Source organism: Virgibacillus sp. 6R, assembly GCF_001895305.1.
GTDB classification, from domain to species: Bacteria; Bacillota; Bacilli; order Bacillales; family Amphibacillaceae; genus Virgibacillus; species Virgibacillus pantothenticus.
Map to the genome: position 1 here is coordinate 3,131,738 of NZ_CP017762.1, position 15,027 is coordinate 3,146,764.

Consider the following 15,027-nt stretch of genomic DNA (forward strand, 5'->3'; position numbering starts at 1 on the left):
TATACATCGCAGTAAGATATTATTTTAATTCCCAAAATTGCCTCTATAAATGTAAAACTATTATTCTAAACCGTTCGTTCTTATAACCTATTCGGAGGATGTAATTCATTTCATGTTATTTTGCTTTACCGCAGCAGCCACCTCTTCGGAACATTCCCCTTTTAATCGTTGGTGATGAATTCAATACAATAGGCTTCATGGGTTTCTTTAATTTAGTACAACTACTTGTTGCTTTCTTTATTTCTTTTGCCTTCAACCTTTTTCAACTCCTTAGGTTTTATAATATATTATAGTATTATTTTGCAGAAGAGGCCGGGCTATCGTGTGGTTTCAATACAAAAAAGGCATTCTTCATAGTTTGTATCACGTATTCGATAGCATCTTACAGAGGGTGAACCTCCCTTAAAGGATACAATAACCATTTTTGCGGTGGTGGTGGGATGATTTCTAAGATCGAATGTGGAGGGAATTGGTGCTGTAAAAGGATGAGAATGATAAATAGCTAGGACCTGCTGGTTTATTAGCTTAATTTTGTTCAACGTATCCTCAACTTTTTCCTTACTTACAAAAAAGCGTCTATCCGATTTCCGCTCATTTTCTAATTGCCAAATAGATTGTACCTTCATCCTGTTGCCAGCTAATAAGCCGCATGCCTCATAGGGTAATGCTGAGTATCCGTGCTCAATCATTTGATTGTTTATAGAAAGTGGGATAATTATTTGCTTATCGTTCATTTTAGCCTCTTTTGAAGAGGGAAAGAAATGAAGATTTTTTATTCTGTTCTTCCGTATGTCCAGAATTGCTTTCTGTTGCGTCTGTTTGGTTTTTAATAAATTGGGAATTATTTTCTAAGCTTTTTTCTAATTCCACATCAGAGCTTGCTATTTTCTCTTCTTCGACGTTATTGTCATGGATCATACTATTATTGTCATTGTGAATGCTGTTACTATCCTGGAACATGCTGTTATTGTGATTGTGAATGCTGTTACTATCCTGGAACATGCTGTTATTGTCATTGTGAATGCTGTTACTATCCTGGAACATGCTGTTATTGTGATTGGAAATGTTGTTACCATCATGGATCATACTATTATTGTCATTGTGAACGCTGTTATTATCATTAATCATGCTGTTATTGTCACTAGGCATACGATTACTTTCAATGGGCATACTGTTATTTTCAGCAGGAGTATGATTTTCATAAGTAGATATAGTGTTGTCTGTAGGAATATTTTCTTCAACATGTACTTGTTTAGGTTTATTTTTTGGAGCTGCTGTCCGAGTAATAATATTTTTATTTAATTCATATTTGGGGTGTCGGAACACTTTTTTTGCTTTGTTATTGGAAATCGTATCCGATTCTGTTCGCTCGGTAGGGTGTGTGTAATAAGACTTTTTAGTGTTTGTCTTTGTATGACTGTAGTAGTGTTTATTTATTTGGTTATTTTTTTTTTGATTGAATGATTGCTCCACATTGGTTGGCGATTGAAGAATGCCTTGCAATTGTCTGTATTCTGACTTCTTGACTGTCAAATTGTTCTTAGCAGTATCTACCTTTGGTTTTACCCATTCTCTAACTTGTAAAAGTTCTCCTTTTATCCTTTCTAACTCTATTTTCTGCTCTTTTGCATTTGTGTGTTGCGTACTTAATAATTGATTTATTTTTTCGGACAGATCGACAAATGGTAGCTGTTCAAATTGATGTTTCATTAATTGCGTCTCTTGTTTTAATTGCTGTACGGACTCTGCAATGGATGTCAGTTGGATCATAAGGTTTTGCATCTCTAATTCATAATCAGAAATTTCTTCTTGATAATTCTTTTCCATCGTCTTCATGTCTCCTTCTAGTTGAAAAATTTTCATTTTTAAATCATTGAAATCATCTTTTGTCTTAAGATAATCTTCGAAAAACTTTCCCTCTGTTGTCATCCTAACCGTTTGCTTGTAGGCATGAAGCTCTTGTTTTAACTTATCAATATCATCAACATTATACAATTCATATCGATACATTTTCATTCACCCTTTTACAGCACATTAATATACTATTTATGAAACATCAATATGTGACAAATGTGTATTTTTTGGAGGCTTGAAAAAATGGTTTTTCCATAACATCTTATGCGCCAGTTTTACGATTTAATCTAAATAACATATTGGATATATTGGGTGTTTTAAAATTGTATTGATGCCGCTATGACTATGACGTTTAACTAAATCCATGATTATCACGATAATTCCGCTATATTACTATACCGTTTGGGAGCTTTGTTCATAGGCTACCAGTGAAAGAAATTAATCTTATTCGGAGGTGTTTGCTATTATGCAAGCAAATAATTTATCTGGAGGTCAAGAACTCCTATGTATTAATACAGAGAAAGTATATGACTGGGTTCTTAATGAATCAATATTTGATTTAAACTTAATGGATTTAGAATTGCCGTTAAACCCAAATACTGGTGAACAATTAACATGTGAAGATATCGATGTAGATACGGTTACATGTGCAGTTACACCTAATTGTATGGAACCAATTGTTATTTTGGACAGAGTTGACCAGGATTTTGTTATTGATGGTACAGAGGTAACATTGCAACTGGTAAACATTCGTAAAAATTTTGAAGTAACGGTTTTTGTTGATTTAATAGCAGAACTAGGAGGAGGAACAGTCGAGGTATGTGAAGCAGATTTCACTCGTTGTGAACAAGTGGTTCTTTGCGCACCTGAAGGAACAGATATTGATGTATGTTACACAGATTTAGATTGCTTTGTGTGTACCGCTGCTTGTGATCAAACCATTGACCCAAATCAGCTTGATGTAACGCTTACTGTTCGTCTATGTCAAAGCATCCAATCCACATTTGATGTAACCCTTGAAATTGTAGCAGAATTCTGTGAGCCAAGAGACGTTCTCCCAGTCACTCCATGTCCTACACCAACTATGCCGCCACAATGCCCAGTTATTTTCCCAAATAATGGTGATAACGGATAAGTTGTCGGCATAAATATAAAGAGAGGAGCATATCCTCTCTTTCATTTTTAATTCGATTGTAAGATCCGTAGACTCTTGCTATAAGATTTATCGAGGATGTAGAAAAGTTCAAGTAGGGGGTAATGCTTCTTAAAAATGCTTTACTTTGTGATTTAACAGGGGAAAAAAGCTAGATCATCTATAAACCACACGCTGAAAAAGTACTTCTTTTCCAAGAAGAAAGGAAGATTTGGAAGTGACAGAGCGTATATTGGTACAATCTTTAAGAATGCTTGAAAATTTTACCCTTTGTTTTATTTCAAAAGATAAGCAAGCATAAAATGAGGTGCTTGGGGATAACGAAATAACCGAATAGCCACGTCCAGCGCAAGCGCCAGCAACGATGCGACTTTAGAAATGCGTCCTACGATAAGGTCTCATCGGTTCGTCGCTAAGAGGAAGGCAGTAGGGGGTAAGCGAAATTCCTACTGATCGAAGTTTCACTTTATAGGAGGTTCATAAATTGGAAAAAATGAAAAACATCCAAAAGAAATTGCTCCAATTGCAGAAAATGAATGACACGTATTTAAAAGAATTAAAAATAGTAGCAACGGAAATGAAGTCTCAGCAATTTCAAATCGTCAGCTATTTTACATACTCGCTTCATCTCAATCACGAATTAGAGGGTGAAAACTTTATTATTGGCTCGTACCACATAACAAATTTTGGTTTTAAGCCGTTACATCATCCATACATTTGTATAAAGCTAAGCTCCGAAGATGTGTTTGATTTTTCTGGTAAATATTTCTATCCAGATACCCAACAAAAAATGAAGCTAGCAAATGCTTGGTTAAGATTTAATGAAGCGGAAAATCGTCAGGAATTTTGGCTTAAGCCAAACAATCAACAAATATTGGAACCTCAAGAAACGCTCACATTTCAAAATTTCCAATTAAAATGGGAGGCTAATAAGTCATATGCAGGTTATGTAACCGGGTTTATATACGGAGATGAAATAAAAGAGGGAATTAGTGCAGTAAACCAAATCAGTGTCAGTGGAAATGTAAAGGAGGAAAATGACGATGAAGGATGAGGAAATGGAGAGGTTATTTAAACAATCCATGCATCTATTTGTAAAGAATCACATGGAGAAATTGAGTCAGGAATTACAAGTTGACAATCGAAGCTTCGTGTATTTAGAAAACAATATACTGCAAATGATCATGACCTATTTGTTTATGAATGTAGATAAGAAGTATGAGAATGATCGAAGTGAACCATTTGATACAAATCAATTAGATGAACTAGAAGCTAACCTCGACTCTATGATTGATAAAAGTAAGGCTGAATTTGAAGCTGTTTTTGATATGCTAGGTAGTAAATGAAGGAGAAATCACCACCTTCAAGGAAGTAGAAGTGACAATAAGCTAATAAGTAAATGAAGAGAAATTGCCTCCGGACTGGGGGTGGATTCCTCCATTCCCATTGTCCGACATCTGCCAAACCAAACAAAAGTTCGTTGATAAAAAAAGCCTACTACAGCATCCACAGCTTCCCAATGTAATGACAGCGTGCTAGCAATTGCTATATGAAATTGGCGTAGTTAAGGTTAAAGACCCAATAATAATGGTCATGATAAACTATTAAAACAATTCTTTAATAAAGCTTCGTTTTATGGTTGCATTTAACAGAGCAACGATTCACATACCACTAATCCAAAATAAAACATAGAGGACACTAAATAAAACAATGGTAAGTACGAGAGAAAATATGGCTAGAATAACTATCCTGCCTAGAGAGAAAACGGTAAATAGAATAGGAAAGAAGGGTTAGAGCTGCTTTCATGTTTCCACTGTTTGATCTGAAAAACAAGAGACGCTTCCACAAAATATATTAATGAAAATGTTAGCCGACATACCCTTCCAAACTTGCATTGTCGTGACCTCGATTTGTTGTAATGTGATAATAGTGAGCGCAATAAAAGTTACTAAGTCGGCAATTGCAATCTCGTTCATGATATGTTTCATTACTTTAAATTCATTTAAATTGCCTTCCATCATTAATTTTCTTTTTATTGCTTTTACATATTTTCGGGGTGGTATATTCTTTATTTTTCTGAATGACAATGCTCACCACTTATTGCCCTTACAGGTTACTTGAAGAGGGAGACTTTTTCGGGGGCTGTAAATATGCTCAAAACACTGTATTATGAAGTAAGTTTCCAATAAATTTTAGAAAAGCGCATAAACCGAAAACATGTGCACGTATAAACTACGTTCTAACTTCAAAATGGTTATCTCCTACAACAGCGAATGTCTTTCTTTTCCCAGCGTAAACATAATCAGCTCTGGTTGCAAACCGTATCGCCCGGTCGTTGTGAGTAGCAAACAAGCGTATTGTAACCTCTCTTTACTGTCAATATAATTGACAATGTTTTCTCATTCCTTGGACTACCTATTCGCCTGAATGATCATTCTGATTTACATTGACTATTTTAGAAGCCTCTTTTCTGCCTCCCATTTATTATGCCAAAGCATCCATAAAAAACTAATATAGATTTGCATAAGATTCCATCTTTTATGTTTAAAACGATATAATCTATCCCGCATGTAACTAGTAGTAAGACCTCCTTTTAATTTTAGAAAATGAATACGAAGAGGTTAAGTGGAGGTTCCAACTTGCAAGTCAAATGCCCGACTCTGTTCAAAGTCCCTTAGGCCATGACTTTGCGATTCTAACTAAGTGGAGATAATAGAAAATCTCCACTGATTAAAGCCTCTTATATTATGTGGCAACGCATAAAGTAAGTTTAATGGTTGTTTCAATCACTGCTAAATGGGGTATAAATTAAGCTAGTAAAGTTATAAGCTCGTAAATTGTTGAAGAGGTGAGTGGATGAAAAGTGTCACGAGTGTGTTCTGGTATTCTCTGGTAATTTGTATTGCAGTGGTAATTTGGGGTTCCGTAGCTCCAATTGGGTTGGAAAGTTTTACAGCAAAAGTAACGATTGCGGTATCCGATTATTTTGGTTGGTATTATTTACTAGCTGTTATGGTTATATTGGCGTTTTGTATTTATTTAATTTTATCTCGATATGGAAATATTAAACTAGGAAAAGAAAAAGACGAACCTGAATTCAGCTTGCCATCGTGGTTTGCGATGTTATTTAGTGCTGGAATGGGGATGGGTCTCGTGTTCTGGACAACAGCAGAGCCAATCTCTCATGCATTTACGAGTACACCTGGAGCAGAACCGGGTTCGGACGAAGCGATCAGAGAGAGTTTAAAGTATACATTTTTCCATTGGGGAATTCATGCATGGGCTGTATATGGCATTGTGGCATTAGTTTTGGCTTATTTTAAATTTCACAAAGATCAGCCAGGTCTTATAAGCGTAACCTTAATGCCGATTTTTGGAGAAAAAAGCATGCGTGGTTTGTCTGGCAAGATTATCGATGTGTTATCTGTTTTTGCTACGGTAATTGGTGTTGCTGCAACACTAGGATTTGGATCAGCGCAAATTAACGGAGGGATGGCATTTTTATTTGATACTCCTGACACCTTTTGGATGCAACTGCTCATTTTAGGGACAGCAACCGCTATGTTTATCGCTTCATCATGGTCGGGAGTTGAAGAGGAATTAAATATTTGAGTAATGCCAATATGGGATTAGCGGTTGTGTTATTACTAATGTTATTTATTGCTGGTCCAACGCTTGACATTTTGAATATGTTCACCCATACATTAGGAAGTTATGTGTCCGACTTTTTTGATATGAGTTTACGTTTGGCACCTTAAGATGAGAACAAACGAACATGGATTAATAACTGGACGATTTTCTACTGGGCCTGGTGGATTTCATGGGCTCCATTTGTCGGTATTTTTATTGCCCGAATTTATAAAGGAAGAACAGTAAAAGAATTTATGTTAGGTGTATTAGCAGTACCGTCAATTATTTGTTTCATATTTTTTGCTGTTTTTGGAGTTTCGGCATTAAACTTAGAACAAAATGGAATTGCAAAGATTTCCGAGTTCTCACTTGAAACGTCTACTTTTGGGGTGCTAGCAGAATACCCACTAGGTTATGTAATGTCCATCATTACGCTTTTTGTGGTGGCGATATTCTTTATTACTTCTGCTGATTCGGCTACCTTTGTGTTAGGGATGTTAAGCACCAATGGGACGTTGAACCCGCATAATTCGGTGAAAATTATGTGGGGAGTGATGCAGGCGGCTTTGGCAGCGATTATTGTTTATTTTGGCGGTACACAAGGATTGCAAAATATGCTTATTATTGCTGCATTACCTTTTTCTATTGTTATATTATTAATGGCTGCTTCCTTTTACAAAACAGTTCGTGCCGATCATGGAGCGGGGAAATGAAAATAGTTGTAGAATGAGGCTGGGTCATAACTAAAACAACGGATGAAAAAATGAACGGTAAACCGACCATGTGTATACGCAGCGTAGTCAAAACTATGTAGGTTCCTGCGTGAATAGCACAGGCTGAAGATCACGCAGGATAGCGATTTTTGATTTCCGAGGAAGCTGAGGTTACCTGCGGAAGCGAGGTATTTTGACATAGCGATGTTGAGTTTTTTCATACAAATAAGTCGGACAATCCATTTATAATTGTTCGGCTTTTGCTATATAGTATTTTTTTATGCCCGAACCTCTCTCTACAAGCTGGGATTCCCACGAATGGAGGGTCTTTAATCAAACCAACTTTTTATTTTAGAGAAAAAAGATGGATCCTCTGTTTCTGTTTCTTGCTTAGCATCAGGTTGTTCTGGTTCTTCTTTAATAAAAATTTCTTCCTTATCAATCGCATAATCATACGTTAATACCGCCCCAATGTCCGTATCTTCTGCTTCCTGATTGGTAATGGTGGAATGAGGGATGTTGTATTTATCGGCAATTTTTTTCTCTTCTTTTAAAAAGCGATTAGAAACATGCCCATTAATAATTAACTTAGCCTCAGGATTCTCTTTCATCGCTTCTTCAAGTTGCTCTAATCCTTTATTGGACATCACTTGTCCTTTGGTAAGTGCCAGCACAATTCGTTCACGTAGCGTGCCTAAAAATTGTTTTCGTTCATGATCTTTAGGAAGTCTTGTTCCATACATTCCTTCTGTGAGATAATCGTCGACATTTTTCTTGCTCATGATTTGTATTCCTCACTTTGTTTTATGATAATTCTATTGTACAAAGGCATGGCTCTATAAGCAATGAAAGTGGGTATGTAGGCGTATCCATTTATAAATAATAGATAAAAATGCCTATATGTGTCCGATCGCCTTTTAAAAATTTTAGTTAACAACAGAAGAAGAATTGCTTTCTTATCAGTGCAATACAACTAATAAAGTGAAACTTTATTAAAGAGGGTTCCTCCTAGTGATAAAAGATCAAAGACCAGGATCTCAAAAACTCTTGCAAAGAAAGACACATTTGCATTACTCGCTAAAGTGGCTTTCATGGGCTTGAAAATAAGACCAAACTTTTTTCTGCGTACCATGTCTATTCAAAGTGGCTCTTTCCGTGTGCTTGAAAAGAAAACCGCTTTTTTGTGTTATATTGCTTATGAAGCTTTTCTTGTCCTGTTGCAACACCTCTTGCGCTCCATTGCCTATTATTTAAAGGCACCTCCCAAACAATTAGGGATTGTAAGAGTGTCGTTATCTCCCACTTAGACCTCTTTGATAACTTCCTTAACTCTTGAAGTGGGAATCTTACGGCACCTTGCTTACTAATTAAAAACTGCTAAAATTGGAAGTTTAATAACGAATTTAACACGGTTTGCTCCTGTTTTAAAAGACAGGAAGTGTTTGGTCCAAGAATAAGAAAGTATAAACTTAGGGATAATGAAATAACCGAATAGTCACGTCCGGCGCAAGCGCCAGCAACGATGCGACTTTAGAAATGCGCCCTACGATAAGGCATCATCGGTTCGTCACTAAGAGGAAGGCCGACTAAAAACGGGCTTGCCGCTCAGGCGTCGGCATACCCCTGTTGTAGGGGCATGATTCCTAAATCTTTAGTTGATTCGTTCCATTCGCTACGTTGCTAAACGGGCGCCCCGCGCCTTTGTTCATATTACTTTCGTTTAGCTCGTTTGTCAGCTTGTCGTGCTCGTTCTTGAGCTTCTAAATCAGCATGATCTGCAGCCTCTTGTGCAAATTCTACATCGACCCCATCTGATTTTTGATTTGCTGGTGTCTGTGCCATAAAGCTGTTTTTAGACTTTCGATGTTCATCTCGTCCCATTGTTTCACCTCCATTTAAATTATAGTGGATGCTGTTTTTTTCCAGCGTCTACATTACGCTAATTAAAGCTTGAAACATGCAGCTTGAGCTTGTGATATTTTTTGACCTAAGCGGGCATGAGTTATGTTTCCCTAAAAAGAGTATAACTATTTATAAAGTTATTAGGAGACGTGATTTATTCCCTATATAAGGTGCTGTAAGACTCTCGCTTTAGGAGTTGGATAATTTGTACTAAAAGTCTAAGTGGGAGATAACAGCGCCTAAATGCTCAATTCGTTCCTCTAACAATCAGTAGGGGATGAATGAAAATCCCCACCGATAGAAGATTCACTTTAATTCATACGTTTTAAGTAAACCGCTGTGGGAGGATGTTTTGGTGAAAATAACAAGGAGGTTATACATTGGCACGTAATTTAACGCAAAAGTTAATTAAAGAACATCTCGTAACTGGAGTCATACAACAGGTGAAGAGATTGGTTTGAAAATGGATCAAACGCTTACACAAGATGCGACTAGTACATTAGTAATGTTGGAATTAGAACGAACAAAAACGGAAGCTTCTGATCAATATGTTGATCATAACTTAATCCAAGAAGATAATAAAAATCCGGATGATCATTTGTTTTTACAAAGTGCGGCGAGGTATTATCAACTGGGTTAAAGAACGGCAAGTGTAGGACAGAAATGCATGAGGAGGTAAGAGAATAGAGGAAAAGTCAGAGCGCTGTAAAATATGTGATGGTACTGGGTTACTCGCCGATGATGAAGGTTGGAATACCAATGCACCATCTGCAATGGAGATGGCAGTTATCGTTTGGGAGAAGAGCGGAAACCTGCGCATATCATAGAAGTAGATGACAATAATCGGTTATTATATTAACAAAGAGGTTGCCCGTGACAACCTCTTTGTTATGTTAAAATAGTGCTTTGTTTTGTTCCTTAGGGCATTATTGGGGTTCATATTTATGAGGGGTGGCAAATGTTTGTTCTAAAAGCTTCCGGACGAACTACGGAAATTGCGAACTTCGGCTAATTTCTTGTGAACATCAGCGTAAACGGTGTGAACTTCGACTAAACTCCATCATATATGCAACTTTAAGAATCAGTCTGTACATTGTATAATTAAGGTTCAGATGTCATGTTTAATTGTAAAGGGGAAACGATATGGAACAAAGGTATGATCACAAAGAGAAAGAGGAAAATATTGAGGTTTGGGAAGACCTGGTACATATTAAAGATCTCGTTCTAGCGATTATTATTTCAACTATCACAACGCTAGGTGCTTATTTGATAGCGCCTAATGACCCACCAAAACCGCTCATATTTGGCTTAATTGGTGCTTTAGTTGGATTTATTATTTGTAGTTTGCTGATTAAACCAAAACGAAGCTTTCGTTATGTTGATGAGGAGGGGAAATAGGCAATGGATCCTGTGTTAATTTTGCAATTGATAGCTGCTTCCGTTATTGGTGCTATTTTGTATACCATTATCGGTATCGCCCCCGGAACAGATGAAACCGCTGTCTTAGCGCCGGTTACGTTAGTACTGGTACTATCAGGTTTTGAGCCTATAGTTATTTTAGCTTTTTTTATATCAGCAATTGTTGCTAAAAAACTAACCGACTCTATCCCTGTTGCGATCGCAGGAATCCCTGGTGGGGTCATGTCAGCTCCGATGGTTGAGCATGCGATGGTCCTTAAAAAACATGGTATGCCTGAAATTAGTATTCGGAAGATGGCTTCTGGTTCAGTCATCGGTACGATTATTGCTGTACCCATGAGTTTGTTAATGGCCAATTTAATTGCTCCTTTATCAGATGAAATTACGCAATATGCCAGCCAAATTTTCCTTGGTGGTGCTATTTTTTTAGCACTTATGACAAAGAACCGCTGGATTGCGTTGCTTTCCATTTTGCCATTTGCGTTTCTTATTCAAGGCTTACGCATGTTTTATTGGGAGACAGGTATTGTTCCTGAAGATCAAACGGTGTTTACATCGTTCTTTTTAGGAATTACAATTGGACCGGTGATTTTAAAGTTGGCAGAATTGCTTAATGGCAGAATTAGGCGTAGCCTTCCCCGCTATGGTAAAAAGGATATCGCGATGCGACGGACTGCAAAAACAAAGGGGTTCCCGAATCCATTTAAGATCCTTAACCGAAAAGAAATTGGCACTACTTCCCTAGCATCAGTGTTAGGGGTGCTAACCTTTTTTATGAGTCCAGTCGGAATGACGATTTTTCTTGGGGAAACATTAACAAGTCGAATCAAAGATCCGGTAAAGAAGGCAGCTCGAGCGATTTCCAGTATGGACGGATTAACGAATGCAGCTTACTTATCAGGGACGCTTATACCGCTTATTGCTATCGGTTTACCTTTATCACCTACAGCAATCGGTCCAGCGGGGCCACTATTTAACGCTCCGCCAGTATTTACAGAAGAAAACAATATTCATCATCTGCTTTCCATGTCTGACTTTATTGTCGCGACGCTAATTGGTTCGATTATTGCCATTAGCATAACGTTCTACATTACGATTAAGTATGCACAGCAAATATGCGCGTTTGTTTTTCGGTTTATACCGCATGAAGCTATGCTTGGTGTGTTCTTTGGTCTTGTGATAATGCTTGCATATATGGATGCTGGTATTGTTAATATTGCCGGAGTAATCGTTGTGGCACTCGTCGCTGGTTTCCTGCATCGTAAAGGAGTTAATTATGGCGTACAGTTTATGACCTTGTATGCAGCGCCTTGGCTTGTGTCGTTATTTTTATAAGTGGTGCTGCGAACATAGAGTGAGATTTATTTTATCCCGTATATAGTAAAGTATAATAGTATTTACTTTATAAGAGTTCGTTAAAAGTGAAAGCTTTTCTATATATAAAAACAAGAAGGTGGTTTACATGAAAAAGGTATGCACGCTTCTCCTTCTCTGTGTGTTCGTTCTAACAGTGGCAGCATGTAAGTCCGTAGACGAAACGTCCAAGGAAAAGGAAGCTACCACTGATGCTATTGGATATTATGAAGGGAAAATTGACATTCCGAATCAGCCATTAGGATTGGAAGTAACGTTGCAAAAGAAAGACGGTGAATTATCGGGAACAATGAGTATTCCCATGCAAGGATTAAGTGATTATCCGTTATCTACTGTTGAGCAGAAGGGAGAAAATGAGCTTCTATTTACGATGAAAATACAAAATCAAATTATCTCATTTGAAGGCAAAATCGATTCCGATCAAATAGCAGGGACATTTAAGCAAAATAATCAAGCTTTTCCGTTTCAATTAACGAAAGCCAAAAAGACAATAGATGCGGAAGGAGAATTTCTCCAAGTAGAAACGGCATATGGAACGCTGTCTGCAGAAGTAAAATTACCAGAAGGAAAAAGACCTTATCCAGTTTTGTTGATTATTCCTGGCTCTGGACAAACAGATCGTGATGGCAATACGGTTGGTATGGCTGGCAAGAATAATAGTTTGAAGCTGTTAGCAGATGGTTTAGCTGAACAAGGAATAGCAACGATTCGCTATGATAAACGGGGGGTTAAAAAGAACAGTCAAGCCATTACGAAGGAAGAAGATATGCGTTTAGAACAATTTGTAGATGATGCAGTTGCTTTTATCGATAAATTAAAAACAGATGATCGATTCTCAACGATTGGTATCATTGGACATAGCCAAGGTTCTTTAGTAGGTATGCTCGCTGCTCAGGAACAGGATATTGATGCATATATATCGCTAGCAGGTTTGGGGCGATCGATTGATCAAGGATTATACGATCAATTACGTGAACAGCTTCCTAAGAAATTACTTAAAGAGAGTCAAGATATCCTGAAAAGCTTAACAGAAAGAAAAACAGTAGACGAAGTGAGTACGGAATTGCAAGCTGTATTTAGACCATCTGTACAGCCATTTTTAATTTCCTGGATGACGTACGAACCGGCAGCAGTGATCGCTGATGTAAAAGCTCCAACATTAATTGTACAAGGAGAGCATGATTTACAAGTTCCTGCAAAGGAAGCTGACCTCCTCTATGAAGCAGCTGCTGATGCTGAGTTGTTGATTCTTGAGCAGATGAATCATGTATTAAAAGACGCACCAAAAGATCGCGAGCAAAATTTGGCTACGTATACAAATCCAGATTTACCTCTAGCCAAGGGGTTGCTGGAGGGAATCGGTGATTTCTTAGCCCAAAACGGATTTGTTAAATAGCTGCACAGATTTTCACTTTACGCTATCTAAAAAATCGGGCATTTGGTTTTCTAGACTTATACTTCGTAGAATGAAATGGAGGTCTAACAGCCAATAATATAGCGATAAGCTTATATATTAAGACTGCTCCATATGGAACAGTCTCGGTGTCTCGTTAAGAAGTTAGTTTACTACGCACTCAATAATTACTGGAACACCAGGATTAAGTGTATCTCCATCTGGAATTGTTACTTCAGTCGTAGTAAGCGTTGAAGTATCAGCTGTTTGAAGTACGCCATTAAGGTAGAGGTTGTAGTATGCAGGTGCAGTTGGAAATGCTGTAGCAGCTGCTCCAGTATCATCAGTAAAAGCTGTTGCGGGAATAGTAAACGTTGCGCCAGTACCTGTCCCATCTCCGATTGTTGCAATAAACCTTTCGGCACCCATAAATTGTTTAACAATTGCCATTTATTTCCCTCCTATCATTATATTAGGGAGTATCTTCTTTAACGTCTTATTAACGAAGCAAATAAAGACTCTCGAAGTTACTCCCTGATACATACAATATTCTCTTGCGTTTTTTTTGAAGCGACGTTAAACCAAAATGAAGAATTCTTATTAAAATGGTTCTCTATAATTTATCCCGTATAAGGTGCTGTAAGTCACCCGCTTCAGGAGTTGGATAATCTGTACCGCAACAAGCCTAAGTGAGAGATGACATCGCTTCAACACCCTATTTCGTAAGAGGTCATTAGGTCATGTCATCGGTACTAACAATCAGCGGGGGGTGAATGGAAAACCCAAACTGATTGAAGATTCACTTTATAGACACTCTTCCTTTGCTAATTTGAAAGTATTTTGATGAATTGTAAAATAATAGGGACACCATTTCTTGGGATGTCGCTTTGGTCGACAAGAAGTTGTAGACTCCCTGGTTGAACATTATAGATGGTAGCAGGTTGTAAGATTCCATTGATAAACAGATTGATATAAGATACATCATTGGGATTTAAAATATCTGAAGTACTGTATTCTGGAACCTTATCTTGGTTTGTATATACTGTCTTTACTCCATCCGATATGGCTGTGTATTGGGAGGTCTCCGCTTTTAGGACGTTGGACGGTGGAGGCGGTGTCGGCGGAACAGGAGGACAGTAACAAAAATTATTGTTGATTTCAATATTGCATGTACAGCAATTGGGAGTTGGTGGCTTTTTTCTACAACATTTACAACCATTATAACGATAGTGAGAAGAGCAGCTTTGTCTTTTTTTTATTATCATGAATATACCCCCCTTGTTTACAGACGTAGTTTTCATAATTAACTTTATTCAAGATAGGGCAGAACGGAACGGCATCTACCTTGTAAATATTTACTTAAAAACACTTAAACTCCCTTAGGTAGATTCAATTTACTCGTAAATGCTCGCTTATTCACAGGAATTCAAACCATTTACAGAACAATAACGGATGGATAGGCATAACAAAGGAATGAAAGGGCATTAGACCAGTTGAGAAATGGGAGAGAAAGCATCTAAGGGGCGGCAAGAAAAATACGTGCAGTATATTTTAGAAAGATAAGAAAGCATAAAATGAGGTGCTTGGGG

General features: G+C 37.5%; 13 protein-coding genes and 2 pseudogenes. 8 read left to right on the forward strand and 7 right to left on the reverse strand.

Annotation, left to right across the window (positions count from 1 at the left end):
• Positions 1–317: 317 nt before the first annotated feature.
• Positions 318–734, reverse strand: a complete 417-nt coding sequence (locus tag BKP57_RS14320) for a M67 family metallopeptidase (RefSeq protein WP_050351428.1) — start codon at positions 732–734, stop codon at positions 318–320.
• 1 nt (position 735) lies between these two features.
• Positions 736–2,010: an AAA family ATPase gene (locus BKP57_RS14325; RefSeq protein ID WP_072741798.1), complete on the reverse strand. Its 1,275-nt coding sequence runs from the start codon at positions 2,008–2,010 to the stop codon at positions 736–738.
• Between the two features lie 310 nt (positions 2,011–2,320).
• Here BKP57_RS14325 and BKP57_RS14330 point away from each other — a divergent pair, with 310 nt between their 5' ends.
• The 3 genes from BKP57_RS14330 to BKP57_RS14340 all read left to right on the forward strand — a co-directional run bounded on the left by BKP57_RS14330 (position 2,321) and on the right by BKP57_RS14340 (position 4,353).
• Entirely contained in the window at positions 2,321–2,989 is a 669-nt protein-coding gene (locus BKP57_RS14330) for a BMQ_0737 family morphogenetic spore coat protein (RefSeq protein ID WP_050351426.1), read from the forward strand.
• 502 nt (positions 2,990–3,491) lie between these two features.
• Positions 3,492–4,061 carry a hypothetical protein gene (locus BKP57_RS14335; RefSeq protein ID WP_050351425.1) on the forward strand — a complete coding sequence of 190 codons (570 nt, stop codon included), beginning with the start codon at positions 3,492–3,494 and terminating at the stop codon, positions 4,059–4,061.
• Positions 4,051–4,353 (forward strand): hypothetical protein, encoded by a 303-nt coding sequence (locus BKP57_RS14340; RefSeq protein WP_050351424.1) that lies wholly within the window; start codon positions 4,051–4,053, stop codon positions 4,351–4,353. The genes BKP57_RS14335 and BKP57_RS14340 overlap by 11 nt, the downstream gene beginning before the upstream one ends.
• A gap of 456 nt (positions 4,354–4,809) precedes the next feature.
• On the opposite strand, the gene BKP57_RS14345 is transcribed toward BKP57_RS14340, so the two are convergent.
• Positions 4,810–5,028: a hypothetical protein gene (locus tag BKP57_RS14345; RefSeq protein WP_156875344.1), complete on the reverse strand. Its 219-nt coding sequence runs from the start codon at positions 5,026–5,028 to the stop codon at positions 4,810–4,812.
• A gap of 835 nt (positions 5,029–5,863) precedes the next feature.
• Between BKP57_RS14345 and BKP57_RS14350 the strand changes: the two are divergent.
• Positions 5,864–7,350, forward strand: a pseudogene (locus tag BKP57_RS14350) (BCCT family transporter).
• A gap of 329 nt (positions 7,351–7,679) precedes the next feature.
• Here BKP57_RS14350 and BKP57_RS14355 read toward each other — a convergent pair.
• The gene (locus tag BKP57_RS14355; protein WP_050351421.1) at positions 7,680–8,132 is read right to left on the reverse strand and encodes a YueI family protein; all 453 of its coding nucleotides are present in this window, start codon (positions 8,130–8,132) and stop codon (positions 7,680–7,682) included.
• 928 nt (positions 8,133–9,060) lie between these two features.
• On the reverse strand, positions 9,061–9,231 hold the full coding sequence (locus tag BKP57_RS14360) for a YfhD family protein (RefSeq protein WP_072741800.1): 171 nt from the start codon (positions 9,229–9,231) through the stop codon (positions 9,061–9,063).
• A gap of 401 nt (positions 9,232–9,632) precedes the next feature.
• On the opposite strand from BKP57_RS14360, the pseudogene BKP57_RS14365 reads away from it, so the two are divergent.
• The 4 genes and pseudogenes from BKP57_RS14365 to BKP57_RS14380 form a co-directional block, all read left to right on the forward strand.
• Positions 9,633–9,886 (forward strand): annotated as a pseudogene (locus BKP57_RS14365) (aconitate hydratase); the annotation flags it as partial.
• Between the two features lie 509 nt (positions 9,887–10,395).
• On the forward strand, positions 10,396–10,650 hold the full coding sequence (locus BKP57_RS14370; RefSeq protein ID WP_050351419.1) for a hypothetical protein: 255 nt from the start codon (positions 10,396–10,398) through the stop codon (positions 10,648–10,650).
• 3 nt (positions 10,651–10,653) lie between these two features.
• Positions 10,654–12,006, forward strand: a complete 1,353-nt coding sequence (locus BKP57_RS14375; protein WP_072741801.1) for a tripartite tricarboxylate transporter permease — start codon at positions 10,654–10,656, stop codon at positions 12,004–12,006.
• A 127-nt stretch (positions 12,007–12,133) separates the two neighbouring features.
• Complete coding sequence (locus tag BKP57_RS14380) at positions 12,134–13,441, forward strand: alpha/beta hydrolase family protein (RefSeq protein ID WP_072741802.1); 1,308 nt, start codon at positions 12,134–12,136, stop codon at positions 13,439–13,441.
• 162 nt (positions 13,442–13,603) lie between these two features.
• Here BKP57_RS14380 and BKP57_RS14385 read toward each other — a convergent pair whose 3' ends face one another.
• Together BKP57_RS14385 and BKP57_RS14390 are read right to left on the reverse strand one after the other, a co-directional pair.
• Positions 13,604–13,888, reverse strand: a complete 285-nt coding sequence (locus BKP57_RS14385) for a DUF4183 domain-containing protein (protein ID WP_050351416.1) — start codon at positions 13,886–13,888, stop codon at positions 13,604–13,606.
• A gap of 374 nt (positions 13,889–14,262) precedes the next feature.
• Positions 14,263–14,739, reverse strand: a complete 477-nt coding sequence (locus BKP57_RS14390) for a DUF4183 domain-containing protein (RefSeq protein ID WP_311998246.1) — start codon at positions 14,737–14,739, stop codon at positions 14,263–14,265.
• Positions 14,740–15,027 lie beyond the last annotated feature (288 nt).